Genomic DNA, 22,503 nt, shown 5'->3' on the forward strand with positions numbered 1-22,503 from the left:
ATGAGAACCCCCCGTTCCACCTCCCATCATACTCGAACATACTTTCGAGTCAAGGGCTTTTTCGAGAAGGTGAGGTGGGCCCGGCCGTCGTGATTCTGTTGTTCGAGAACAGGTTCCGTCATTACTCGACTCGTTGGAGGAAGGGGTGAGGCCAGGCGCCGAGTGCGAGAACGGCGAGGATCGTCTGGACTAGTCCGGTGGTGAAGAAGATGCCCTGCAGCGGCGACCAGGCGAGAACGATGGCGATCTCGACGAAGATCCAGATCATCATGGTCAGGCCGGCGGCCGCGTGCAGGCCCCACGTCAGACGGAACCTGTTGTGCTGAGCGAAGAGCGCGGCGGCCTGGATGCCTCCGACGACAACGCCGAGGAGGATTCCGGGCCAGAAATATGAAGGGAAGACGGTTCCCTCGATCCACTCAGGAGGCAGGCCCATCCCGCCGCCGATCGTCAGGCCCGCCATTCCTGCGAGCGCAGAGAGCAGGTTTAGCCACGCGATGGCGGACAGGCCGATCCGGAGACCCCGTGGAGGGAGCGATGTGGACGTCATGCCTGACAACGATAGAGAGGGTCAGTCGAGCCCGTCCATGTTCCTGCGCGTTGCCGCGCTGGCAGCGTCGGCATCACCCGCGACGATGGCTTCCACTAGATCTCGGTGGGCAGCGGCTTCGTCGTCGATCGATTCGGGGTCTCGCGCCGCGACGTCGGTGATCACGTCGAGGGCCGAGTTGCGGAGCGTTTCGATGAATGAATCGAACACCATCGACAACACGCTGTTGTGCGCAGCATTCACCACGGCGCGATGTAGTTCCATGTCAGCGTCGACAAATTCTGTTGGTGTCGAAGCATTTTCACGGGCTTCGAGTGCTGCCTGTAACAGATCGACGTCGGCGGAAGTCCGGCGCATGGCAGCCAGGCGGCCCGCTTCCACTTCCAGAAGTCTGCGTACTTCGTAGACTTCGCGGCGGTCCGAGCGTTTGAGTTCTCGCTCGAGTTCTGTGACCGGTGTCGAGGACATGACGTAGGTGCCGGACCCTTGATGCGAGTAGAGCTGGCCTGACGCAATCAGTGCGCGAACGGCCTCTCTGCCGGTCGAACGCCCGACTCCGAGGAGTGTGCTCAGATCCTGTTCGTTCGGGATTTTGGTCCCGACCGGCCACTCGCCGTCGCCGATGAGGCGCGCAAGTTCGTCCGCGGCTTTCTGTACCAGCGACTGCTGCTTGATCTGGCGCACTGCCATGTGACTGCTCCTGACTGACTCGGTGAACCGCAATGGAGCGGCTCACCGAGTAATACTTCATGTCCTCCGATGAATCTTCAGACTACGGGGCCGTCTTTCGGTTTATCGAAGGGCGATGACGTCCAGTTCGCGCTCCGTCTCGTCTTCCGGGTCGAGGCGTCGATCGCGCAAGGTGAATGCGATGACGGCGCCGACGAACAGCACTGCAGTTGTCGCCCCGATCGCCATGCGCGGTCCGAAGTGATCTGCCAGGTAGCCGAACAGCGGAGATGCGATGCCTCCCACGGACATCGCGAGTCCGAGCGTCACCCCACTTGCTGTGCCGGGGCGATTCGGTAGGTAGTCCTGCGCCAATGTCACCTGTGGCGCGAAGGGCAGGAACATAGCAAATCCGAGACAGACGATTCCCAATTCGGCAACTGCAACGTTCGGAGCGGCAGCGAGCAGCGCCAGTGAAGGTACCGCAAGCAGGTAGCCGAGTCGGATGGATGCGCGTCGACCACGACGGTCCGCGAGGACTCCTCCCAGTAGCGTTCCGGCCGCTCCTGCCAATGTGAAGGAGGACAACACGATTGCAGCGCTCGAGGACGATCCGTTCAGTGCGTTGAGCACGAACGGTGAGACCAACGACAGAGTGGTCACGTACGGAATTGACCAACAGACCGTTACCAGCACGAGTCGTGTGAACGAGCGCCAATCGTCTGACACGGGACCGTTCGCTGCCAGTTGCGCACTCAACGACTGGGCTGACTCGGCCGCACCCGTGTTGGCCGATCGCGACTGGGCGACCATCCACCAAATAGCCGCCACCACTGCAGGAACTGCGAGTAGATAGCCGCCGGACAAACCGAGTGAGCCAACCACGAGCGTGACAAACGGTGGCGCCAGCGAGGCGCCCAACGTACCGCCCACGGAGAACACGCTCATGGCTTTCTGTGAATGACCTCCAGTCGCGCGTGCCAAATTTGTGGCGGGAGGATGGTATGCGGCGATGCCGATGCCGGCCACGGCAATTGCCAGCCAAGTGACGATGTAGGTGGTGCTCATCGCTGCCACGACAATGCCTGCTGCGGCCGTCACAAAACCTGTGGGTACCAGCCAGTTTCGGCTCTTTCGATCGACCAGCATGCCGAATGCAGGTTGCACGACACTGGATAGTCCGGTCGCGGCGAGCGTGATTCCGGCGACCGCGGAATAGGAATATCCGCGTTCGAGCATCATGAACGGCAACAGCGCAGGCACAGCCCCCTGGTACAGATCGTTCACGACGTGTGTGCCGGTGAGAAATGCAACTTGCCCCTTCTTCATCTCCTTGGGCATCCCTTCGTTCAGGTCTTCAAGTCCTCAGGTCCTCTGAGGACTTGAAAGCTATCACGAACCCGCGGGCGCTCGGTTGCGTTGGAGACCTGGATCTCATTCGAGACGACTGACTAACTCTCAGCAGTCGCGGCGTTGCGGGCGGCGAGTTGCGCGAAAGCGTGGGTAAGTTCTGGCGGGCCGACGACATCGATGTCGGTGTCGAATCGGTTGAAGGAGGCTGCCAGCGCCGTCCAAGACCATGATCCGGCTTCGAGACTGCACTGCTCGGGGCCAAGATCTTCGACGATGCCGTCCCCGACAAAGGGAAGAACATAACTGGCTGGTCGATGGAGAACGACCTTGCCGTGGCACGGCCAATTGTTGATATGTTCCGATCCTTTGAAGCGCGCGGACACGTATTCGCTGACGTCGCCGCCGGGGATTTCCTTCGGCGTGAACCGGGGACCGTTCGGGGTGCGTGGGGTGATGCGATCGGCGCGGAAGATTCGCCAGTCGTCTCGCGCGAGATCCCACGCGACGAGGTACCAGCGACGCTTGGAGGTCACCAGATGATGCGGCTCCACTCGGCGCGGGGGTGTTATTTCGCTGTTGTCGGTTGAGTGGTCGTTCGAGTAATCGAAGCGGAACACCTCGCGACCGCGGACTGCAGCGGAAATCGCTACGAGCACCTCAGGGGACACGGAGTCTGCGTCGCCGGAACCGGCCGAAATCGTGGTGAAACTGAGCGCGTCGAGGCGATGGCGCAGACGCGACGGCATCACTTGCCGCACAGTGGTCAACGCTCGAACCGCATCCTCTTCGATACCGACGCCGGTCAGCGTCGCCGCCTGCAGCGCAACTGCCAGTGCGATGACCTGATCGTCGTCGAACAGCAGGGGTGGCAGCTCGCTGCCGGCGTCGAGTCGGTATCCGCCGTCCGGGCCCATGGTCGCCGCAATGCGGTAACCCATCTCCCTGAGCCGGTCGATATCGCGGCGGACCGTGCGATGGCTGATGTCGAGCCGCTCGGCGAGTAGAGCGCCCGGCCAGTCGCGTCTCGTCTGCAAGAGGGACAGCAGATTCAAGAGTCGAGTGGTGGTCGCCATGCGGTGAGACTACGACGAGTCTAGGACGAAAACAGTCCTATACGGCTGTGAGAGTCGACGTTGTCAGGGAAAACCCGAGCGACGTTCGTACCAGGAGCAGACATGAGCATCAAGACAACGACCCACCTCAACTTCCGCGGAGACGCCCGCGCGGCTCTGGAGTTCTACCAGTCCGTCTTCGGTGGCCAGGTCACGATCGCAACCTACGGCGACTTCGGGATGCCCAAGGAGGTGCCCGGCGCTGAGAACGTCGTGTTCGGCCAGGTGGAGACAGAGGACGGCTTCTGTGTGATGGCATACGACATCCCTGGACAGTCGGGCGGCTCGGCCGGCAACGCAGGCTCGACACACCGCGAGAACGGCACCACGATCACCGACCAACCGTTCTTCGTCTCGGTTCGCGGTGAAACCCTCGAAGAGGTGCAGAACTACTGGGCCGAACTCTCTGCTGGTGCATCGATCATCGAGGGTCTTGCCGCCGCGGCGTGGAGCCCCGGTTTCGGCATGCTCACCGATGCGTTCGGGGTGACGTGGATCCTCGACGTCGCTGCCGGCGAAAACCCGGCCTGATCATTCAGACGACAAAGCCGCTGGCACCAAAAGGTGTCCAGCGGCTCCAGCGCGTCGGTGCCCGTCTTGCGCCTCTCGGCAAGTGGCTACTCGAAGTGGCAATTCTGGGGTGGTACCCGGGGCAAAGAACCGAACACCGACACCATCTCCAACGAACCTCCACACGGAGTTATTCCATGCTGACTTGTGCCGCGGTCAATCGTGGTCCTGCTCATCGCTCGGCTCCAGCAGAGCTGGCGACAACGGCTTCGATTCTCTGAGGTGCGCGTCGTAGCACCTCGGGGATTGCCTGGGTATGAGATTCCCTGGTCAGTAGGCGAAGCACGGGAACGGCTCAGGCCCTCATCTCGGTGTGAGATGGGGGCCTGAGGTGAGGATCTGAATCAGCCGGTGACACCGGTCAATTCGTTGGGGGCGTGATCGAGAGTGGTCTCGGTCAGGATGCTGCCGTCCTCGAGGTCGACTGCGATCAACTTCTTCGACGCTGGGTCGGTGACGTAAGCGGTGTGATCTTCTACGAAGAGCGCGGGCCTGGGCTCTTGCCATTTGGTGGGCTCGGTCCATGCGTCTATGACGGCGATCTTCTTGGTGACGACGCCGGTGTTCGGGTCGATGACGTGGATGGCGCCGTCGGTGCCGAGCACCAGTGCCTCTCCGTGTGGTCCGCGGCCGAGTGAGCGGAAGGTGTAGCTGGTGCCGAGGTCGACGAGCTTGAGTTCGGACGTCGTCGTGTTGGTCAGCGAGACCCGTTGCGGACGTTCGAGTTCGGCGTCCTTGTCGGTCTTGTAATCACCCAGCACGATGTCCGACTCCTCTGAGCCTGCCTGATTTCCGATGCGGCCGTATGCATCCGGACTCTGGACCTTGGTGATCGCTCCGTTCTTGTACACGAGCAACCCGTCCTGGCAGCCCAGCACGATGGCTTCGCCGGCAGCGACTGCTTCGCCGTGGACACCGGGGCACTGTTCGTTGCGCAGGATTTCCTTGCGGTCGGCATCGAGGATGGCAATGCCGTTGCGGGACTCCGAATTTCCGATGGTCGTCAACAGGCTGCCGTCGGCAAGTGCGACCGCAACGCCGTGATGGGGTTCTGGCGTGGTGTACGTCTCGACGCGGGGTTGGCGTTTTGCCAACTGCGCCGGATCGAAGATCTCGACGAGTCCCGAGCCGTCGTTGAAGAGAACGGTTTTTCCGGCATGGCGTACGACGTGTCCGGGCTCGTTGGCTGCGAACTCGACCTCGGACATCGCGGGATCGGCTGTGTAGTAATGAGAATGATCACCGTGAGCCGAAGACCACGTGCCGGTGTCGAGCACCTTGAATGCTTCGCCGGCAGAGATCATGACGTGGCGACCGTCGCCGGCCGGGTTGAGTCGGGTGAAGCCGTCGATCTCGGTCTCGCCGACCACGTCGAGGGAAGTTGCATCCAGCACCAGGACGCCGCCGTCGTACGACACGGCGAGACGTGGTGTTGCCGAGGCCTGTTCGGTTGGTGCGGCCGACGTCGTGGTCGTGGTTTCGGACTGGGCGGAGTCCTTGTTGTCGGACGAGCAACCCGTAACGAGGGCGAGTGAGAGGCCTACTGATGTGGCAAGGGTGAGGCGCCGCGACATGCGGGTGTTGAGGTGCATGGGTATAGATCTACTGCTTAATGTAAATGATTGTCAAAGTCGAGTATGCGAATATTCGCATGTCAGGTGTAGTCGGCTCGTTCGAGCATGCGCGAGGCGATGACCCCGAAGACGAGTCCCCAGAAAGCGGCTCCGATATTGAGTAGTTCGATGTCGGAGATCGTCACGAGGAACGCGATCAAAGCGCCGAAGGTGAATTTCCCGCCGAATGCGGTCACGAAGGCTCCCTGTAAGGCCTTGAGCATGGCCAGACCACCCAGAGTGACGATGAATGCCGTCGGAGTTCCCAACATCATCGCGACGAAAGTCGGGGCGAACAGTCCGAAGACGACGGCGAGTAAGCCGCAGAAGATTCCGGCGGTGTATTGGCGTGTCCGCTCTCCCGACGCCGTGAGCAATGCGTTCGTCGGCCCGGTAAGGCACGTCGAGACACAACCCACCGCCGCGTTCACGAGAGAGAACACACCGCAGGCAACCGTTGCTGCCCCGATCGGCGGTTGATGACCCGCTGCGCGGAGGACTGCGATTCCTTGGCCGTTCTGCACGACGACGACTGTGATCGCCAGCGGTACAACCAGTTCGATCATCGCCTGCCAAGACCAGGTTGGCGTGGTCAGCATCGGATGCGCCAGCCACTCGTGCGCGTCGCCGGCGGAGTTGAATCTTCCGGCCGCGAGTATCACGACCACGCCGACAATCAACGCGCCGAGAACGGGCGGAACGAATCTTCCCAGCTTGGCGAACACGCTCAGAGCGACAAAGGTGGCGATCATCGGCAGGGCAATCACCGCGTCGTGGGCAGGCGCTTCGACCAAATCCGTTCCGAAATGAAGGAAAACGCCTGCCACCATTGCCATTACGATGGGCAAGGGTAATGCGGCCATGATCGGTGTGACCCACCCTGTCAATCCCAACATCAAGATCAGGGCGCCGGTCGCGAAGAACGCTCCGAGCACTTGCTCCCACGGCAGATGCTCCAACGACGCTCCGACGACAACGGTTCCGGGAATCGTCCAGAAGAAGGCCAGCGGCTGCCGGTACAGCCAGGAAGCCGTGATGGTGAGAATGCCGTTGACGAAGAAGGCACCGAAAAGCCAAGAGGCCAATTGGGCTTGACTCAGTCCACCCGCCAACCCCGCAGCGAGAATGACCGCCACCGGCCCGGTGGCCGAGAAGACGATGCCGATGATTCCGTTGGCAATGGACGTTCCGCCGAAGTCGCGCAAGACCCGCTTCGGGCCGTAGAGCGGTTGGGGGAGTGGCTCGGTGACGACGCGAACGGGCGCGGTCGTCGTAGTGTCCGGCATGTTCTCAGTTCTCCTGATGCGGATCCGAAAGCCCTCGGTCGCGGAACAAAGCCGCGAGTTCGCTCCGTGATCGCAGTCCGAGTTTCGCGTACGCGCGCGTGAGATGATATTGAATGGTCTTGACGGAGAGGAACAATTCGCCGGCAGCTTCCTTGTTGGACTTGCCCGCTGCGACAAGGTCGGCGACGGCTCGTTCTTGCGGGGTCAGGTCGGTGATTCCCTTCTCCGTCCGCGAGAGGTTCAACCCGCCCGCGCGGAGTTCGCGCTCGCAGCGCTCGACGTAAGTAGCGGCGCCCAACGAGTGATACAGCTCGCGGGCGGCGCGGAGGACGACGTCGGCCTCCGCGCGTTTCCCGGCCCGGCGGAGAGTTTGGCCGTAGGCAAAATTGATTCGGGCTCGGTCGTAGGGGAGCGGCAGCGTCTCGATGCCGAGTAGTGCAGCATCGAAACTTTCTCTTGCCAAGTCGAGTTCGCCCCGTGCGCCGTGGATCCGGCCGCGAACGTAGCCGAGACGTGCCGCAGCTGAGCGGTGCTCCCGACGTCGTGCGGTCTGCTCGTGTGGTTGCAGAAAGGCGTCGGCATCATCAGCTCGCCCGACCATGACCAATGCATTGGCGTAGAGATCGACCCACGGCCAGAAGCCCGGCTCGTCGAGCCATTGTTGCGCCTTGCTCGAGGTGAGCGGAGCCAGCGCCACCAGAACTTCGGCGTAGTCGGCGGCGGCCTCGGCAACCTGGGCCCTGGCGAGAAGTGCAGGAACATACATGATTTCGTAGGCGTGAATGCCGGCGTACGCACGTCGCACATGGTCACGGGCCAGTTCCCAGTTGCCGCGCAGAGCGTGAATCTGTGCTCCCGACCAGTGGACCAACGGCCGGATGATCTCGATCTCGAACCGATCCACCTCGGCACCGGCGCCCTCGACGGTCGAGAGCGCTTCGTCCCAGGCGCCGAGAGCGAATTGAGTGCGGGCGAGCCAGGCCTGTGCCCACAGTGAGATTCTTGCCGAACCACTGGAAAACTCTGTGGACACCGCGCTTTCGAGGTCGCGTCTAGCGGACTCCGGGTGGTCCAACGCAAGCTCGAGCCATCCGCGTCCCATCTGGAAGCGCTGTGCTTGGGCTCCGGGGCGGACACGATCGGAGAGTTCGGCGTATGCCGCGAGCGCATTCTCGGTTCTTCCGGTAGCGCCGAGCCCGAGACCCTTGATCGCTTCGGACTCCACTGCTGCGGGATCAGAAGGGCCCACCAATTCGACTGCGCGGTCAACCCACTCGACGAGCGCCGTGCCATCGAGCCGAGCCAGAGAATGCAGGACCATTCGTTGGGCGATCATCGCAGCGATGCCTGGCTCACGATCCACGCTGCAGCTGTCCCACGCTCTGGTCAGAAGATCGGCGGCCTCGGTCGGTCGCCCTCTATGGATGGCGAGGTAGCCGAGGACGGCGTCGCGGAGAGGCCCGCGCGAAATACTCTCGATCTCCGGCACGAAGACCACGGCGCGGGGGATGTCACCCGATCCGGTAAGCGCGTCGACTCCGCGGAGCAGTCGGTCCTCGTGTTCGGTTCGGGCCGTGGTGAGACGGCTTGCCGTGACCATGGCGTCGGCGACTTCCGACCACGCGCCGTCGGATGCTCGTAGTGATGCGTACGCAACGAGTTCGGCGGCGAGGTCCTCGTCATGGGTGGTGCTGGCAGCGGCAAGGTGGAAAAGCCGTTCACCTTCTCCCCAAGCGATCTCGGCTGCGCGTGTGTGCAGCAGATGCAAGTGCGCGGGTCCCAACGCCCCGCGCACTGCGGCCGTGACCATCGTGCTGCTCAGTGACACCTCGGTGCTGCCGTGCTGCTCGTGGACAGAAAGGAGGCCGCTGGCGAAGGCGCTGTCCAAGGCGCCGACCACGTCGTCGATTTCGGCTAGCTGAGCAAGATGCGACAACGTCGTGCTGCGCCCGACAACTGCTGCGGCTTCGATCAACGTTCGTGCTCCCGCCGAACACGTAGCGAGGGCGGCGGCGATCGATACTGCACGATGGCGAGGGACGGGCAAAGTTCGGTGCCACTGGGTCCAATAGGTAGGTGGCAGCTCGTCGAGAAGCGAGACGATGTCGAGTGTGTTGCCCGCGGTGAAGTCCTGAAGGGCAAGCGCGACGCCGGAGCTGAGGTCGATTCCGCTTCGCATGCGCGCGATGTCGATGATGACGGGTGCGTCGATCGGGCTGATGTGCAATCGCGTCGACCAGTGCAGGTCGAGAATCTGCCTGACATCCTCGCGCAGGAACGGCGTTTCCTCGGCGACGAGGACGAACAGCAGTGGTGCCGTTCGGCCTCGATGGAGGGCGGAGGTGATTGCCTGAAGCGAGCTGACATCGCTGTGATGGGCATCGTCGACGACGATCAGGGTCAGTTGCTCCGCTGCGTCGACGATCTCGTGTGCAACGGCGACCGGGTCCGAGTTGGAAACCGGACGTTCGAGTAGTTGTTCGATCACTCCGAAGGCAGTGTTCGATTCCCACTCCAGCCCACGAGCGCGGCGGAGCGTATGAGCGGAAGAGATTTCGGCGAACCGGTCGACGAGAGTGGATTTACCGCTACCGGCATCGCCCTCGACCAGCACGAGAGTCGGCACTCCTGTCTCTGCCGCGGCCAAGGCTCGGCCGAGAACGGCGAGCTCGCGTTCTCGGCCGAGCAACAGGTCACGAAGTGTCACCCGACTACCGTAACGCCGGGCTCACCACGGGTTTCCTTTTCGGCACGGTCTCCATCGGATCGAAGTGCAGTGGCACCCAGGTCGGGTGCTTGCTTCGGCACGAAGAAGGTGACGATGGCGCCAATCACCGCGATGCCGGCGAAGACGTAGAACGCCGATTCGGAACTGATTCCGGCGCTGATCAAACTTCCGCCGATCAGTGGCCCGAATATCCCGCCCAGACGTCCGAATCCGGCGCACCACGCGACACCTGCGGCCCGAGCGGCCGTCGAATAGTAGTTGGACACGAATCCGTAGATCAGAACCTGAGTACCGATGGTTCCGACACCCGCGATGGCAACGGAGGCGAGGAGTACGGGAAGCGGGAACCCGAATGTGAACAGGAGCAGGGCGAGTGCGGCCAGGCCGAAGGTGGTTGCGACAACCCGCTGTGGACCGGTGACGTCCGCGATCTTGGAGGCGAGAAGTCCACCGATGATGGCACCGCCGTTGAGTACCAACAGGAACGAGAGCGAACCCTTCGCGTTGTATCCCGCGTTTTCCATGATCTTGGGCAGCCAGGTGTTCAGTCCGTAGGTCAGGAGGAGGCCGGCGAAGCTCATCAGGCCGAGAAGCGCGGTGCCCCAGACATATTGTCTGCTCGCCAACGCTCGGAAGCCGACCTTCTCGGCTACGGCGTCGTTGGGTCGATCTGTACCGACAGGCAATGGAATTCCGGTTTTCGAGGAAATGGCGCGAGCTTCCTCGACGCGTCCGCGAGCAATCAGCCACGCGGGAGACTCGGGCAGTTTGAACCAGGCGAGTGGGAACAGGAACACCAATGGCAGGGCGCCGATGAGGAACAGTCCGCGCCATCCGATGGAATCACGGAGAACGATCGCCAGGACGGAAGCCATGACGCCACCGGCCGGGACACCGCTGTAGACGATGGCGTTGAACAGATTGCGGCGTCCCGGCGGCGCGAACTCGGCAATCATGGCTCCGGCGGTGGCGACAAGCCCACCGACACCGATGCCGGTGAAGAACCGCAGCAGACCGAAAGTGGTGATGCTGGTGGCGAACGCTGCCAGTGCCATTCCGACCGAGAACCAGATGATGTTGACCAGCATCACCTTTCGGCGACCGAAGTGATCGCCGATCGCTCCACACGTCAGTGCGCCGACCATCACTCCGACGAGTGCATACGAACCCAACGCGCCGGCCTGAGATGCGGTCAAGGTGCCGATATGGCTGGAGTCGTCCATGAGTACGGGCAGGATCGTGCCGTACACGACCAGGTCGTATCCATCGAACAGAATGGCAATGGCGGCGATGGTGACCACCCACAACACTGACGAGCGATGGCGGGCACTGGCCCAGGAACCACGTTCGATCGAGGACATGGCGAATCTCCGTTCGAGAGATCAGGAATCGGGGGAGGCTGGATTCAGCCGAGGTCGCCACCGGCAACGGGAAGAACCGTTCCGGTGACATACGAAGCCTCTTCGGAGGCAAGGAAAGTGATAGCAGCAGCCTGTTCGTCCAGGGTGCCGTAACGCTTGAGTAGCGACGAGTCGACGGTCTGGTCGACGATCTGCTGGTACCAGGCCTTCTCCTCGTCGGTCTCGGCACCCGGTCCGCGTGCCACGACGCGTGGTGGCGCCTCGGTTCCGCCGGGAGCGGTTGCCACGACGCGTATTCCGTACTGCGCGACTTCCATCGCCAGTGCAGCGGTGATCGCGCTGACCCCGCCCTTGGCCGCCGCGTAAGGAACACGGTTGACACCGCGGGTGGCGACCGAGGAGACGTTGACGATGGTGCCGCTCGCCTGCTCGATCAGATGGGGCAGTACGGCGCGACACGTCCAGAGCGTGGGGAACAGTGATCGTGTGACCTCGGCTTGTATCTGCTGCGGCGTGTAGTGCTCGTAGGGTTTGGCCCAGATGGTCCCACCGACGTTGTTGATCAGGACGTCGATGCGTCCGAAGCGCTCCAATGCGGAATCTATTGCATTCTGGGCACCTTCGAACGTCTCGAGGTCCGCGGTCACCGAATGGGAACGCTCCAGCGGTGTCGCGATGTCGTGAACCAGTTCAGCTCGATCCACAAGCGCGACGGAACCACCTTCTGCGGAAACTCTTTCGGCAACGCTGCGCCCGATCCCCTGAGCCGCTCCGGTGACGACCACGACCCGGTCGTCGAACCGGCCGGCGAAGAATCTCGTGCTCACGACGCCACACTTTCCCGAGCGTCAGTGATGGCGCGGTGCATCGTCGACTTGGCGTGTTCGCTGTGCTGGACGATCAGATCACGGGCCGCGGCGCGATCATTCTGCTCGAATGCACTCACGATACGTGAGTGATCCTCCGCGACATGTTCGTCCACCCAATCGGCGGTGCGGAGCACTCGGTTCATCAGTTGTGTGACCTCGAGACGGTGGTATGCCTGCAGCAGCACTTCGTTTCCGGTGCAGCGGAAGAGGAAGTCGTGGAACAGGGCATTGGTTTCGGTGAATGCCGCTGCGTCCGTGAAGTGATCGCGGTCGATGGAAGCAGCCGAGTTCTCCGCCAGAATGCGGTACTCCGTCAACTGTGCCGGAGTGAGGCGGCCGATCGTGAGTTCCATTGCTCCGAGTTCGAGGGCCATCCGAGCGTCGAACTGTGCGTCCGACTCCGTGACCGGCAGATGTTCTTCACCGATCTCGTACGTGCCGGTAGCTGATTCTTCGGCCGAGGCTGCCGGTGAATCAGCCGGTGCTGCCGCATTGTTGAACTTTTCGAAGTAGAAGTTCGTGGGTGTGATCGATACGTCCTTGAAGTGCAGACGTACGGCTTCGACCATCGGCGGCGGGCCGCACAGGTAGACGTCTACGTTGCCGTCGTCGAGGTGATCGGGCTCGATCAAGCCCGTGACATAGCCCTTGTTCGGTGCTGTGCTGTCGGGATCGGATACGCAGTAGTCGAAGGTGAACTGGGGTAGAGACTCCGCGTAGTCGTGCAGTTTGTCGAGTTCGACGAGATCGGTGTCGGAGCTGACGCCGTAGACCAGATGGACGGGCCGAGTGGAGCTTTCGGTACGCATCTTCTCCAGTATGGAGAGCAGCGGGGCCAAGCCGGTTCCACCGGCAAGCAGTAGGGCTCTCCGTTGACCTGACCGGAGGAAGAAGCTACCCATCGGTCCGGTCAATTCGAGAGTGTCGCCTACCTGCGCACGCTGACTGAGATACTCGGACATCAGACCACCCGGGGTGATCTTGACCAGGAACGACGCCGACGCGACCTCAGGGCCGGAGCTGAACGAGTACGACCGCGTCGCTTCGGTTCCGGGAACGAGGATGTTCACGTACTGACCGGGGAGGAAGACCAGATCTGCGCGGTTGTCGACTGCGACGGTGAAACCCACCGTGGAATCCGAATGGCGAATGATCTCGGTGATGGTGGACGTGTACGAACCGGCAGTGGTCTTGGCGACCGCCGACGTGGTGGGAATCTGCAGCACGAGATCAGATTCCGGCACCATCTGGCACGGAAGGCAGTATCCCTGCTCGGCCTCGTCGTCCGTCAGGGCCTCCTCGATGTAGTCGCCGGCGTCGAAAGTACCTGACTCACAGAGTGATTTGCAGGTGCCACATGCTCCGTCGCGGCAGTCGAGCGGAATGTTGATTCGTGCGCGGTACGACGCGTCCGCGACGGTCTCGTCGGTGTTGCATTCGACGAAGCGGGTGATGCCGTCTTCGAAACTCAGGGCTACTTGAAAGGTCGGCGCAGCTTGAATGCTCATGGGAAACAGCTCGATTCGAAGGGAAGTCGTGTCAGAAGTGGTAGATGTCGACCACGTGATGGATGTAGTCGTTCTTGAGGACTACCTTCTTCTTCATGATCAACGGCTGCTCGCCCGCGAAGTCGATCGTGTAGTGCGAGGTGCCGAAGTAGGTATCGACTGTGTTGTAGCGGAAGTACAGCGTGAACCAATTGAAGCGGACGTCGACGACGAAGCCGCGTTCTTCGATCACTTCCACGTTGGTGATGTTGTGACCGGTGCGGGGCTCGGGAAGGCTTGTCGCGCTGGAACGGTCAGTCCTGATTCGGAACACGCGGTCCTCGATACCGCCGCGATTCGGGTAGTAGATCAGGGAGATCTCTGCGGCCGGGTCCGTGGTCAGCTCGCCGTCGTCCGCCCATGCGGGCATCCAGTACTCGGAATCGGGGTGGTAGCACTCGATCCACTTCTCGAACTCGCGATCGTCCAGATAGCGAGCCTCACGGTAGAGAAACTGCTGCACTGTTTCGAGGGCGACGGCATTGGTGGTGGTGACAGTCATGATGATGGTCCTCAGATGGTCCGGTTGGAAGCGGCTTGCTCGGCATCTACGGCCGCAAGCATGGCGTCGCGCCAGTACCCGTGCTGAATGGGATACAAGCCTTCGTCCTCGGTCTTGGCTCCGCTCGAGAGCACACGATTCATGCCGAGATCCTTCGCGACGTCGTTCGGACCGGGAATCTGGTGTGTGACGCCACGGCTGAGGTCGTTCCACGGGGCGCCGGCTGCCTGGTAGGTCTTCTGGCAGGAACGGAACTCTTCGAGATCGTCCGGGGTGGCCATACCGCTGGCATTGAAGAAGTCCTCGTACTGACGGATGCGGTTGCTGCGCGCTTCGGCGCTCTCTCCCTTGGGCGCGATGCAGTAGATGGTGACTTCGGTCTGGTCCACGGAGATCGGACGGAAGTGCCGGATCTGGCTGCTGAACTGATCCATGAGGTAGACGTTCGGATACAGGCAGAGGTTTCTCGACGCACCGACCATGAATTCGGCCTTCTTGGAACCGAACTGAGCCTCCAGTTCTGCTTTGCGTTCGAACAGGGGTCGGTCCTCGGGATTGCCCCACCACATCCAGAGCAGGAGGTGGCCGTAGTCGTAGGAGAAGTATCCACCGCCCTGCTTCCCCCAGGTGCCGGCGTCCATGGCTTTGGTCTCGTTGGACGATTCACCGGCGGTGCGGCGAGCGGTGGTAGCGGCGTAGTTCCAGTGCGTCGAAGACACGTGGTAGCCGTCGGCACCGTTCTCGGTCTGCAACTTCCAGTTGCCGTCGTAGGTGTAGGTGGATGCACCGCGCAGAACTTCGAGTCCGTCAGGTGACTGATCGACGATCATGTCGATGACCTTCGTGGTGTCACCGAGGTGCTCTTCGAGTGGCAGCACGTCGGGGTTGAGGCTGCCGAAGAGGAAGCCGCGATAGTTCTCGAACCGCGCCACCCTGGTCAGGTCGTGTGAGCCGTCTTTGTTGAACTGCTCCGGATAGCCACCGGTGCGAGCGTCCTTGGCCTTGAGGAGTTTTCCGCTGTTGTTGAAGGTCCAGCCGTGGAACGGGCAGGTGAAGGTGGTTCGGTTGTCGGTCTTACGGCGACAGAGCATCGCACCGCGGTGGCTGCATGCGTTGATCAGCGCACCCAATTCGCCGTCCTTGTTGCGGGTGATCACGATGGGCTGACGGCCCATGTAGGTGGTGAAGTAGTCGCCGACGTTCGGGATCTGGCTCTCGTGCGCGAGGTAGATCCAATTGCCTTCGAAGATGTGCGTCATCTCGAGTTCGAACAGTTGCTCGTCCGTGAAGACGCTGCGCCGCACCTGGTAGCGGCCGGTCTCCGGGTCCTCGACGAGCGCGTCGTCGAGGGCGGCGCGGATGTTCGCGAACTGGTCGGTGCCGCGGGCAGCATCCAACATATCCGTCATGGGTGTCCTCCAGATAAGAGTGGGCGCCTACCGAGAAAGCCGAGGGCTGTCGGACCAAATCGGTGGGACCCGCTTTCCGGACGGGGCTGCGTCCGGTACTGAATTCACCTTGACATCGTGTGTCTCGGGTCACACTAGGCAATTGCCTAGTCCTGACCAAGGGTGCAGTGTTCGTCGAATTCTGCTGATGGGCCATGCCTGCTGAAGACGACGAGCAGGGCGGACTCGACATCGCGAGTCCGCCCTACCTGCCGAGGGGATTACCGGTTCTTGAAGAACGAGACGTCGTCGTTGCCGATGAGGTCAGGGACCGTCCAGCCGTCGAGGTCGTATTCACTCAAGCACTGCTCGGCCAGTCCCTTCATGGAACTTGCGTGTCCACGATTCTGGGCTGCGAACAGCAGTTCGGCTTTGACGTTCTCGTGATTGCCGGAGTAGTTGCGCTCGTAGAGTTCGTGTCGGCCGCCGAACTCGGTCCCGATCGAATCCCACAGCGCCTTCATGACTTTCACGCGGTCGACGGCGGTGATGCCGTCGGAACCGCGAACGTACTTGTCGAGGTACGGACGCACGTCCGGGCTCTTGAAGTCGAGTGAACTCGAAGGCAGGTAGATCAAGCCCGACGCGACGTCCTGTTCGATGATCTCCTTGATCCGCGGGTACCCCTGGATCATGAACATTCGATAGGTGAGGCCGTACTCGAGCTTCGGGATCACCGAATCGCCGACCCACTGTTCGGGATCGCGTGCCATCGATTCGGTCAACGACCAGAAGAGGTTTCGCCACCCGATCACCTCACCGACACGGGTCTGGACTCCGCGGAAGCCGCCGGCGCCGGTGGCTTCGAGTGCCTTCATCAACAGTCCGGCGATGAAGTCGAGCTTGACGGCCAGGCGAGTGCAGCCCTGAAAGGTGAAGCGCGGCAGGAAGCCTGATTGAGGGAAGAATGCGTTGATCCGGTCGACGTCGCCGTACATGAAGACGTTTTCCCACGGAACCAACACCTTGTCGAAGACGAAGATGGTGTCGTTCTCGTCCATGCGACTCGACAGCGGATAATCGAACGGACTGCCCATCACCGCAGCATGTTCGGTGTACGAGGTGCGGCAGATCAGCTTCACACCCGGCGCGTCCATCGGTACCGTGCAGATCAGGGCGAACTGCTTCTTCTTGATCGGCAGACCGTAGTGAGCGATGAAGTTGTAGTTCGTGATCGCCGATCCGGTGGCGACCACTTTGGCGCCGCTGACGATCAAACCTGCGTCGGTTTCCTTCTCCACCTTCATGAAGACGTCACCGACCTCGTCCGGTGGAAGTTGGCGATCCACCGGGGGATTGATGATCGCGTGGTTCCAGTACAGAACCTTCTCCTGCGATTCGCGGTACCAGCGTTCGGCGTTGTCCTGGAACGGTGCGTACAACTCCTTGTTGGCGTGGAGGGTGCCCAGGAAACTCGCCTTGTAGTCGGGGGAACGGCCCATCCAGCCGTAGGTCATACGAGCCCACGTCGCGATGGCGTCGCGTTCCTTGAGCAGATCGGCCGACGACGTCGGAGTGCGGAAGAACGGCATGGTGACACCGCCGTTGCCCGTGTCCGTCGGAACGGTCAAGGCGTCCACGTGCTCGCCCGTATGCAGAGCGTCATACAGCCTTGCGGTCATGCGGATCGGATTCCGGAACGCGGGGTGCGTCGTGACGTCCTTGACGCGATCACCGTGAAGCCAGATCTCGCGGCCGTCCTGCAGGCTCGAGATGTACTCGTCACCGGTCATCGGTCGGGTGGCGAAGTTCTTCGTGCGGTTGGCTTCGCAGTCGGCGGCCGGATTGACCTGTGGCGCTCCGGAATCTGCGGGATCGACGCCGGTGGGAGGAATTTCGGTGGTCGTCATGGCAAAGCCTTTCAGATCGTTTGGGGTGCGGGCTGAAGATGAATCGGGGTGAACGAAGTGGTGGCGTCGAACCAGCCGCTGTGGGGGTCGTCCTGACTTCCGTTCCAGACTGTGGTCGACGAGGTAGCGCCTAGATCGTGAAAAGTGCTTCGGTAGAACAGAAGCGGATCCTTGCCACTCGACTGAGCGTCGACGATCTCGCCGATGAAGATGATGTGGTCACCGCCGTCGTACTCCCTCCACGGGACGCACGAGATGGTTGCTGCGGCGCCGTCGAGCAGGGGAGCGGTCGGTCCGTCGATCCACCTCGGCTCGGTGCGCTGCGGTCGGCCGGCAAAATGCATGGCCGTGTCCACTTGGTCGGAGGCAAGGATGTTGACCGCAAACGGCGCGTTGCCGAGGTAGCCGCACGCCTTGGACTTGCGAGTCATCGTGATCTGGCACAGCCGTGGTTCCAGGGAAATGGCCGTGAATGCGGTGACCGTGGCTCCGTGTGGTTGACCGTCGGCATTGGTACAGGTGATGACGGTGACGCCGCTCGCGAATTGACCGAAGATTCCTCGAAGCTGATTTTGTTCCATGACCGGACCTCCTTGTCGGATGGCGGTTGAGTGAGAGTGCCGCGAAGTGCGGGAGGGAAGTAGTGGGCGACTCGCGCCGGGAGTGAAGACGAACGTACGGCGGGCGCAGGCTTCGGTCGATCCGTACAGCGCGGTGGCTATCCGGATTGCGCACCCGATCGCGGCCCGTACCCGTTTTCTCTTGGAAGTGACCGGGGACACAGTGTTCAATGATGTTTAGCGCCCTTGCTCGGCAATGTGGCTGGTCACGGGTTTGGAAGGTGAAGAAGGACGATGGTCGACTCCATGATCGGTACAGCTCCCCGCGACTGGGACGAGGCGTGTCATGCGGTTTCGGACGCCTACTTTCCGCACACGCTGACGCCGTTGTCTCGGCATGCGGCCAGTGGAGTCGGGGTGTGCACCACCGAGTTGGGACCGCTGAGGATCGCTCATATTCGGTGGGGAGCTGACGTCGCCGTCGAATCCGATCATCCCGGTGCCTATGGGGTGAACATCCCGCTCTCGGGCGAGCTCGAGTCGGTGTTCGCGGGCTCGCACGTGCTCTCGACGCAGGGCGTTGCGACGGTATGTCCACCCGACATCACGACGAGAATCACGCGGTGGAGTGCGGACTGCGAGATCGTCGGAGTCCGGATGGACCGTCAGTACCTCGACCGTGAGATGGAAAAGGTTCTCGGTCGACCCGGAATGCACTTGCCTGATCAGGTGGATCTTCGGGGGGACGACGGAGCCAGATGGCTGAAATTTGTTCGCTCACTGTCGGATCAGATACTCGGCCCGGTCGGCGTGCTGCACAACGAACTGGTGGCAGGTCAGCTCTCCGGCGCCGTGGTCACGGCATTCGTCCTTGCCGCAATGCCCGAAAGCGAGGACGCGGTGCGACACGCCAGGCCACGCATCGTCAAGCGGGTGCTCGACGAGATGCACGACGACCCGGCCCGCGTGTGGACCGCAGCCGAGATGGCGGAGGTGGCGGGCGTCAGCGTACGGAGATTGCAGGAGGGATTTCGGCAGTACGTGGGCCGGAGTCCGTCGGAATGCCTGCTCGACATCCGTCTCGAGCGGGTCCATGCAGATCTGGTGGATGCCGACGACTCGACGACGGTCACCGATGTCGCTGTGAGATGGGGTTTCACGCACACCGGACGGTTCGCGTCGTCGTTTCGGCGTAAGTACGGATTGCTGCCTTCCGAGGTGTTGAGGCGCTAGCTTCGGTACCCCATGTCCGCGCTGAGTTGGTTCGCCTTTTCGACGAGGAAAGGCGCGACGTCGGCGCGGAAAGCTTCCGGGGATGTTCGTCCGGCCGAGGTCGAACACGCTGTCACTCCGACGACGCTTCCACCGGCGTCGCGGACGGGAGCAGCGAGGGAAATCAGGCCGTCTTCCAGTTCCTCCGATGTGAGCGCGTATCCCTGTTCGCGCACCACCCGGAGGGCGGTATGGAATGCGCCTTCGTCGGTGATCGTGGTGGGTGTGAGGGCGTCGAACGTGGAGTTCGCGATGACGTTGTCGACGATTTCGGTTGGCGCCCAAGCTAGCAGGGCTCGACCCATGGAGGTGGCATATGCAGGCACTCGGGTGCCGACGCTGACGTTGATGCTCATGATCCGCCGGACGGGTACACGCGCGGCGTAGACCACGTCGACACCGTCGAGCACCCCGAGCGACGCCGACTCGTGGGTGTGTTCTGCGATCTCCAACAGACGAGGGAGCGCCGCCTCCGTCAAGGCATGTGATGCCGAGAAGTGCTGCCCGATGCTCAGAACGCGTGGGGTGAGCGACCACCGACTGTTGTTGCCGGTGACGTATCCGAGCTTCTGCAGCGTGAGGAGGATGCGCCGGACCGCTGGGCGGGAGAGACCCGTTTCGGCGGCAAGATCGGCGAGCGACGGGTTGGGGTTCTTCTCGTCGAAGGCCGTCAGCACAGCAAATCCACGCTCGATGCTCTGGATGTAATCGCGATCGTTCTCGCTCACGGAATGGCCTTTCATCTGCGGGTATGCCCGATCGGCGCCTTCGAAGGTTGACAAACCTTGTGACTGGGCGCACAGTACAAGCGTACGCACAGCGTAACAGATGTACGCAGAGCGTACAACCCAAACTTGGGGAGCCGACGCAGCCCAGCAGTACGGCACCCACCCGGTAACAGCCACATACGGCCCCGAGGAGGACCACATGACCACTTCCGAGAGCCCCACCGCAGTAGGTTCGGGTACTGCCGCCACCGACAAGTTCCTCCAGGAACGAGTCAGCGCGGACACCCCGCCCGAACGCGTCTCGGCCATCGCCAAGGACGTGCTCGAGGCACTCGCAGGCGTCATCGACAAGCACGGCATCACCTACCCCGAGTACCGCGTCCTCAAGCAGTGGCTCATCGACATCGGCCAGTTCGGCGAGTGGCCCCTGTGGCTGGACGTCTTCCTCGAGCACAACGTCGAGGAGGTCGCGTACCGCGGTCAGCACGGCACCAAGGGAAGCATCGAGGGCCCGTACTACGTTGCCGATGCCAAGACGTTGCCTGCCAAGTGTGAACTTCCGATGCGTGACAACGAGGTTGGATCGAAGCTGGTCTTCGAGGGCCAGGTTCGCGATCTCGACGGCAAGGGGTTGGGCGGTGCAACCGTCGAACTCTGGCACGCGGACGACGAGGGCTACTACTCCCATTTCGCGCCGCACATCCCCGACGGCAACCTCCGCGGAACGATCGTCGCCGACGACGAGGGACGCTTCGAGATCACCACGATTCAGCCTGCGCCGTACCAGATCCCGACCGACGGCCCCACCGGCTGGTTCATCGAGAAGGCCGGCTGGCACCCGTGGCGTCCGGCTCACCTGCACCTCATGGTGAAGGCTCCCGGTAAGCGCACCATCACCACCCAGCTCTATTTCAAGGATGGAGAGTGGATCGAGAACGACGTGGCAACGGCGACGAAGCCCGAACTGATTCTCGATCCGAAGCCAGGTGCCGACGGAACCAACCGGGTCACATACGACTTCGTGCTCGATCCGGCCTGATCCACAACTGCTCTGAAGAAAGTGATTTGATGACAGACCTGTCGATCGTCTCCATCGAGACGACCATCCTCGACGTTCCGCTGGTTCGCCCCCACAAGTTCGCCACCACGTCGATGACGGCGCAGCCGTTGTTGCTGGTCGCGATTCGCACCTCCGACGGAGTGATCGGATACGGCGAAGGTGTCGTTCCGGGCGGGCCGTGGTGGGGCGGCGAATCGGTGGAGACGATGCAGGTCATCATCGAGAAGTACATCGCTCCCGTGGTGGTCGGCAGGCGCGTGGATCACATCACCGCGATCATGGCCGACATCGAAAAAGTTGTTGCCAATGCACGATTCGCGAAGGCCGCCGTCGACGTGGCGTTGCACGACGCCTGGGCGCGTAGCCTGGGAGTCCCCGTGCACACGCTCCTCGGCGGGGCTTTCCGCGAGAGTGTCGACGTCACGTGGGCACTGGGTGCTGCGCCGGCGGACGAGATCATCGAGGAAGCTCACGAAAAGCTCGAATCCCGGCTCAATTTCAGCTTCAAACTCAAGATGGGAGCACTCGATCCAGCAGTCGACGTCGCGCGCATCGTCAACATCGCGCAGGCGCTGGACGGCCACGCCGGAGTCCGTGTCGACGTCAACGCACGGTGGGATCGCTTCACTGCCCTGCGGTACTTGCCACAACTCGCCGAGGGTGGAGTCGAACTGATCGAACAACCCACTCCGGCAGACCAAATCGAGGTCCTCGCCGAACTCAGTAGGCTTCTACCGATTCCGATCATGGCCGACGAGAGTGTGCAGACCCCACACGACGCTCTGGAAATCGCCCGCCGGAGCGCCGCCGATGTCATCGCCCTCAAGACCACCAAATGTGGTGGCCTCCAGCGCAGCCGCGACATCGTCGCGATTGCCAAGGCCGCCGGTATCGCGTGCCACGGTGCGACGTCCATCGAAGGCCCGATCGGCACCGCCGCTTCGTTGCACTTCGCGTGCGCCGAGCCCGGAATCAACTTCGGAACAGAGCTTTTCGGCCCACTGCTCTTCAGTGAAGAGTTGCTTCAGGAACCACTGAAGTATTCCGAGGGTCAGTTGCACCTCCCCGCCGGACCTGGCCTGGGAGTCGAACTGAACATGGACGCCGTCAAGACCTGGACCAGGAACTAGAGGATAGAAGAACATGGCACTCTTTCACGTTCGGATGGACGTCGATATTCCGCGCGACCTGGATCCGGAAGTACGCGCCGATACCGTCGCAACGGAGAAGGCGTACTCGCAAGACCTTCAGCGACAGGGCAAGTGGGTGCATCTGTGGCGAATTGTGGGACAGTTCAGCAACATCAGCATCTTCGATGTCGAGTCGGCTGACGAACTCCATGAGATTCTCTGGAACCTGCCCCTGTTCCCGTACATGACCATCGAGGTCATGCCGTTGACGCAGCACGGATCTTCGATCAAGTAG

20 protein-coding genes are annotated in these 22,503 nt (G+C 62.0%); 5 read left to right on the plus strand and 15 right to left on the minus strand.

What is annotated here, in order from left to right:
• Nucleotides 1-121: 121 nt before the first annotated feature.
• From P3G66_RS00005 to P3G66_RS00020, 4 genes are all read right to left on the minus strand, one after another.
• The gene (locus tag P3G66_RS00005) at nucleotides 122-550 is read right to left on the minus strand and encodes a hypothetical protein (RefSeq protein ID WP_276116029.1); all 429 of its coding nucleotides are present in this window, start codon (nucleotides 548-550) and stop codon (nucleotides 122-124) included.
• Between the two features lie 21 nt (nucleotides 551-571).
• Nucleotides 572-1,240, minus strand: a complete 669-nt coding sequence (locus tag P3G66_RS00010; protein ID WP_003939850.1) for an FCD domain-containing protein — start codon at nucleotides 1,238-1,240, stop codon at nucleotides 572-574.
• Between the two features lie 102 nt (nucleotides 1,241-1,342).
• On the minus strand, nucleotides 1,343-2,548 hold the full coding sequence (locus P3G66_RS00015; protein WP_276116030.1) for an MFS transporter: 1,206 nt from the start codon (nucleotides 2,546-2,548) through the stop codon (nucleotides 1,343-1,345).
• 122 nt (nucleotides 2,549-2,670) lie between these two features.
• Nucleotides 2,671-3,645, minus strand: a complete 975-nt coding sequence (locus tag P3G66_RS00020; protein WP_065454907.1) for a WYL domain-containing protein — start codon at nucleotides 3,643-3,645, stop codon at nucleotides 2,671-2,673.
• A gap of 102 nt (nucleotides 3,646-3,747) precedes the next feature.
• Between P3G66_RS00020 and P3G66_RS00025 the strand changes: the two genes are divergently transcribed.
• Entirely contained in the window at nucleotides 3,748-4,215 is a 468-nt protein-coding gene (locus tag P3G66_RS00025; protein ID WP_030536456.1) for a VOC family protein, read from the plus strand.
• 383 nt (nucleotides 4,216-4,598) lie between these two features.
• Here the strand turns inward: P3G66_RS00025 and aztD are convergent, their stop codons facing one another.
• The 10 genes from aztD to P3G66_RS00075 form a co-directional block, all read right to left on the minus strand.
• Nucleotides 4,599-5,846 (minus strand): zinc metallochaperone AztD, encoded by a 1,248-nt coding sequence (gene aztD, locus P3G66_RS00030; protein WP_007729787.1) that lies wholly within the window; start codon nucleotides 5,844-5,846, stop codon nucleotides 4,599-4,601.
• Nucleotides 5,847-5,908: 62 nt separating this feature from the next.
• A complete protein-coding gene (locus tag P3G66_RS00035) occupies nucleotides 5,909-7,153 on the minus strand; it encodes a benzoate/H(+) symporter BenE family transporter (protein WP_050656066.1) in 1,245 nt (414 codons plus the stop codon).
• A 4-nt stretch (nucleotides 7,154-7,157) separates the two neighbouring features.
• Entirely contained in the window at nucleotides 7,158-9,860 is a 2,703-nt protein-coding gene (locus P3G66_RS00040; protein WP_276116032.1) for a LuxR C-terminal-related transcriptional regulator, read from the minus strand.
• The gene (locus P3G66_RS00045; protein WP_276116033.1) at nucleotides 9,857-11,242 is read right to left on the minus strand and encodes an aromatic acid/H+ symport family MFS transporter; all 1,386 of its coding nucleotides are present in this window, start codon (nucleotides 11,240-11,242) and stop codon (nucleotides 9,857-9,859) included. Before P3G66_RS00045 ends, P3G66_RS00040 begins: the two co-directional genes overlap by 4 nt.
• Nucleotides 11,243-11,286: 44 nt before the next feature.
• Nucleotides 11,287-12,069 (minus strand): 1,6-dihydroxycyclohexa-2,4-diene-1-carboxylate dehydrogenase, encoded by a 783-nt coding sequence (locus tag P3G66_RS00050; RefSeq protein WP_007729779.1) that lies wholly within the window; start codon nucleotides 12,067-12,069, stop codon nucleotides 11,287-11,289.
• A complete protein-coding gene (benC, locus tag P3G66_RS00055; protein WP_261255255.1) occupies nucleotides 12,066-13,619 on the minus strand; it encodes a benzoate 1,2-dioxygenase electron transfer component BenC in 1,554 nt (517 codons plus the stop codon). The genes P3G66_RS00050 and benC overlap by 4 nt, the downstream gene beginning before the upstream one ends.
• Nucleotides 13,620-13,650: 31 nt before the next feature.
• Nucleotides 13,651-14,160, minus strand: a complete 510-nt coding sequence (gene benB, locus P3G66_RS00060; protein WP_065351507.1) for a benzoate 1,2-dioxygenase small subunit — start codon at nucleotides 14,158-14,160, stop codon at nucleotides 13,651-13,653.
• Nucleotides 14,161-14,171: 11 nt separating this feature from the next.
• Complete coding sequence (benA, locus tag P3G66_RS00065) at nucleotides 14,172-15,569, minus strand: benzoate 1,2-dioxygenase large subunit (protein ID WP_042447174.1); 1,398 nt, start codon at nucleotides 15,567-15,569, stop codon at nucleotides 14,172-14,174.
• A 260-nt stretch (nucleotides 15,570-15,829) separates the two neighbouring features.
• Nucleotides 15,830-17,458: a 4-hydroxyphenylacetate 3-hydroxylase N-terminal domain-containing protein gene (locus tag P3G66_RS00070; RefSeq protein ID WP_003939685.1), complete on the minus strand. Its 1,629-nt coding sequence runs from the start codon at nucleotides 17,456-17,458 to the stop codon at nucleotides 15,830-15,832.
• Between the two features lie 11 nt (nucleotides 17,459-17,469).
• The gene (locus tag P3G66_RS00075; RefSeq protein WP_007729773.1) at nucleotides 17,470-18,039 is read right to left on the minus strand and encodes a flavin reductase family protein; all 570 of its coding nucleotides are present in this window, start codon (nucleotides 18,037-18,039) and stop codon (nucleotides 17,470-17,472) included.
• Between the two features lie 273 nt (nucleotides 18,040-18,312).
• Between P3G66_RS00075 and P3G66_RS00080 the strand changes: the two genes are divergently transcribed.
• Nucleotides 18,313-19,251 carry an AraC family transcriptional regulator gene (locus P3G66_RS00080; RefSeq protein ID WP_007729772.1) on the plus strand — a complete coding sequence of 313 codons (939 nt, stop codon included), beginning with the start codon at nucleotides 18,313-18,315 and terminating at the stop codon, nucleotides 19,249-19,251.
• Here P3G66_RS00080 and P3G66_RS00085 read toward each other — a convergent pair.
• Nucleotides 19,248-20,018, minus strand: a complete 771-nt coding sequence (locus P3G66_RS00085; protein ID WP_003939932.1) for an IclR family transcriptional regulator — start codon at nucleotides 20,016-20,018, stop codon at nucleotides 19,248-19,250. The two genes, P3G66_RS00080 and P3G66_RS00085, sit on opposite strands and share 4 nt — an antisense overlap.
• Nucleotides 20,019-20,217: 199 nt before the next feature.
• Between P3G66_RS00085 and catA the strand changes: the two genes are divergently transcribed.
• From catA to catC, 3 genes are read left to right on the plus strand one after another with little or no spacing between them, the layout of a single operon-like run.
• Nucleotides 20,218-21,057 carry a catechol 1,2-dioxygenase gene (gene catA, locus P3G66_RS00090; RefSeq protein WP_003940427.1) on the plus strand — a complete coding sequence of 280 codons (840 nt, stop codon included), beginning with the start codon at nucleotides 20,218-20,220 and terminating at the stop codon, nucleotides 21,055-21,057.
• Nucleotides 21,058-21,086: 29 nt separating this feature from the next.
• Nucleotides 21,087-22,208: a muconate/chloromuconate family cycloisomerase gene (locus P3G66_RS00095; protein WP_003940572.1), complete on the plus strand. Its 1,122-nt coding sequence runs from the start codon at nucleotides 21,087-21,089 to the stop codon at nucleotides 22,206-22,208.
• 13 nt (nucleotides 22,209-22,221) lie between these two features.
• A complete protein-coding gene (gene catC / locus P3G66_RS00100) occupies nucleotides 22,222-22,503 on the plus strand; it encodes a muconolactone Delta-isomerase (RefSeq protein ID WP_003940264.1) in 282 nt (93 codons plus the stop codon).

The sequence above is a fragment of the Rhodococcus sp. C3V genome, from assembly GCF_029269915.1.
Lineage (GTDB): Bacteria > Actinomycetota > Actinomycetes > Mycobacteriales > Mycobacteriaceae > Rhodococcus_F > Rhodococcus_F qingshengii.

Coding starts and splice junctions, on each gene's coding strand:
- P3G66_RS00095 (WP_003940572.1), top strand. CDS start 21,087: ATGACAGACCTGTCGATCGTCTCCATCGAGACGACCATCCTCGACGTT.
- P3G66_RS00005 (WP_276116029.1), bottom strand. CDS start 550: ATGACGTCCACATCGCTCCCTCCACGGGGTCTCCGGATCGGCCTGTCC.
- benC (WP_261255255.1), bottom strand. CDS start 13,619: ATGAGCATTCAAGCTGCGCCGACCTTTCAAGTAGCCCTGAGTTTCGAA.
- benB (WP_065351507.1), bottom strand. CDS start 14,160: ATGACTGTCACCACCACCAATGCCGTCGCCCTCGAAACAGTGCAGCAG.
- P3G66_RS00080 (WP_007729772.1), top strand. CDS start 18,313: ATGGTCGACTCCATGATCGGTACAGCTCCCCGCGACTGGGACGAGGCG.
- catC (WP_003940264.1), top strand. CDS start 22,222: ATGGCACTCTTTCACGTTCGGATGGACGTCGATATTCCGCGCGACCTG.
- P3G66_RS00045 (WP_276116033.1), bottom strand. CDS start 11,242: ATGTCCTCGATCGAACGTGGTTCCTGGGCCAGTGCCCGCCATCGCTCG.
- P3G66_RS00070 (WP_003939685.1), bottom strand. CDS start 17,458: ATGACGACCACCGAAATTCCTCCCACCGGCGTCGATCCCGCAGATTCC.
- P3G66_RS00010 (WP_003939850.1), bottom strand. CDS start 1,240: ATGGCAGTGCGCCAGATCAAGCAGCAGTCGCTGGTACAGAAAGCCGCG.
- P3G66_RS00035 (WP_050656066.1), bottom strand. CDS start 7,153: ATGCCGGACACTACGACGACCGCGCCCGTTCGCGTCGTCACCGAGCCA.
- aztD (WP_007729787.1), bottom strand. CDS start 5,846: ATGCACCTCAACACCCGCATGTCGCGGCGCCTCACCCTTGCCACATCA.
- P3G66_RS00025 (WP_030536456.1), top strand. CDS start 3,748: ATGAGCATCAAGACAACGACCCACCTCAACTTCCGCGGAGACGCCCGC.
- P3G66_RS00075 (WP_007729773.1), bottom strand. CDS start 18,039: ATGGAACAAAATCAGCTTCGAGGAATCTTCGGTCAATTCGCGAGCGGC.
- benA (WP_042447174.1), bottom strand. CDS start 15,569: ATGACGGATATGTTGGATGCTGCCCGCGGCACCGACCAGTTCGCGAAC.
- P3G66_RS00015 (WP_276116030.1), bottom strand. CDS start 2,548: ATGAAGAAGGGGCAAGTTGCATTTCTCACCGGCACACACGTCGTGAAC.
- P3G66_RS00020 (WP_065454907.1), bottom strand. CDS start 3,645: ATGGCGACCACCACTCGACTCTTGAATCTGCTGTCCCTCTTGCAGACG.
- catA (WP_003940427.1), top strand. CDS start 20,218: ATGACCACTTCCGAGAGCCCCACCGCAGTAGGTTCGGGTACTGCCGCC.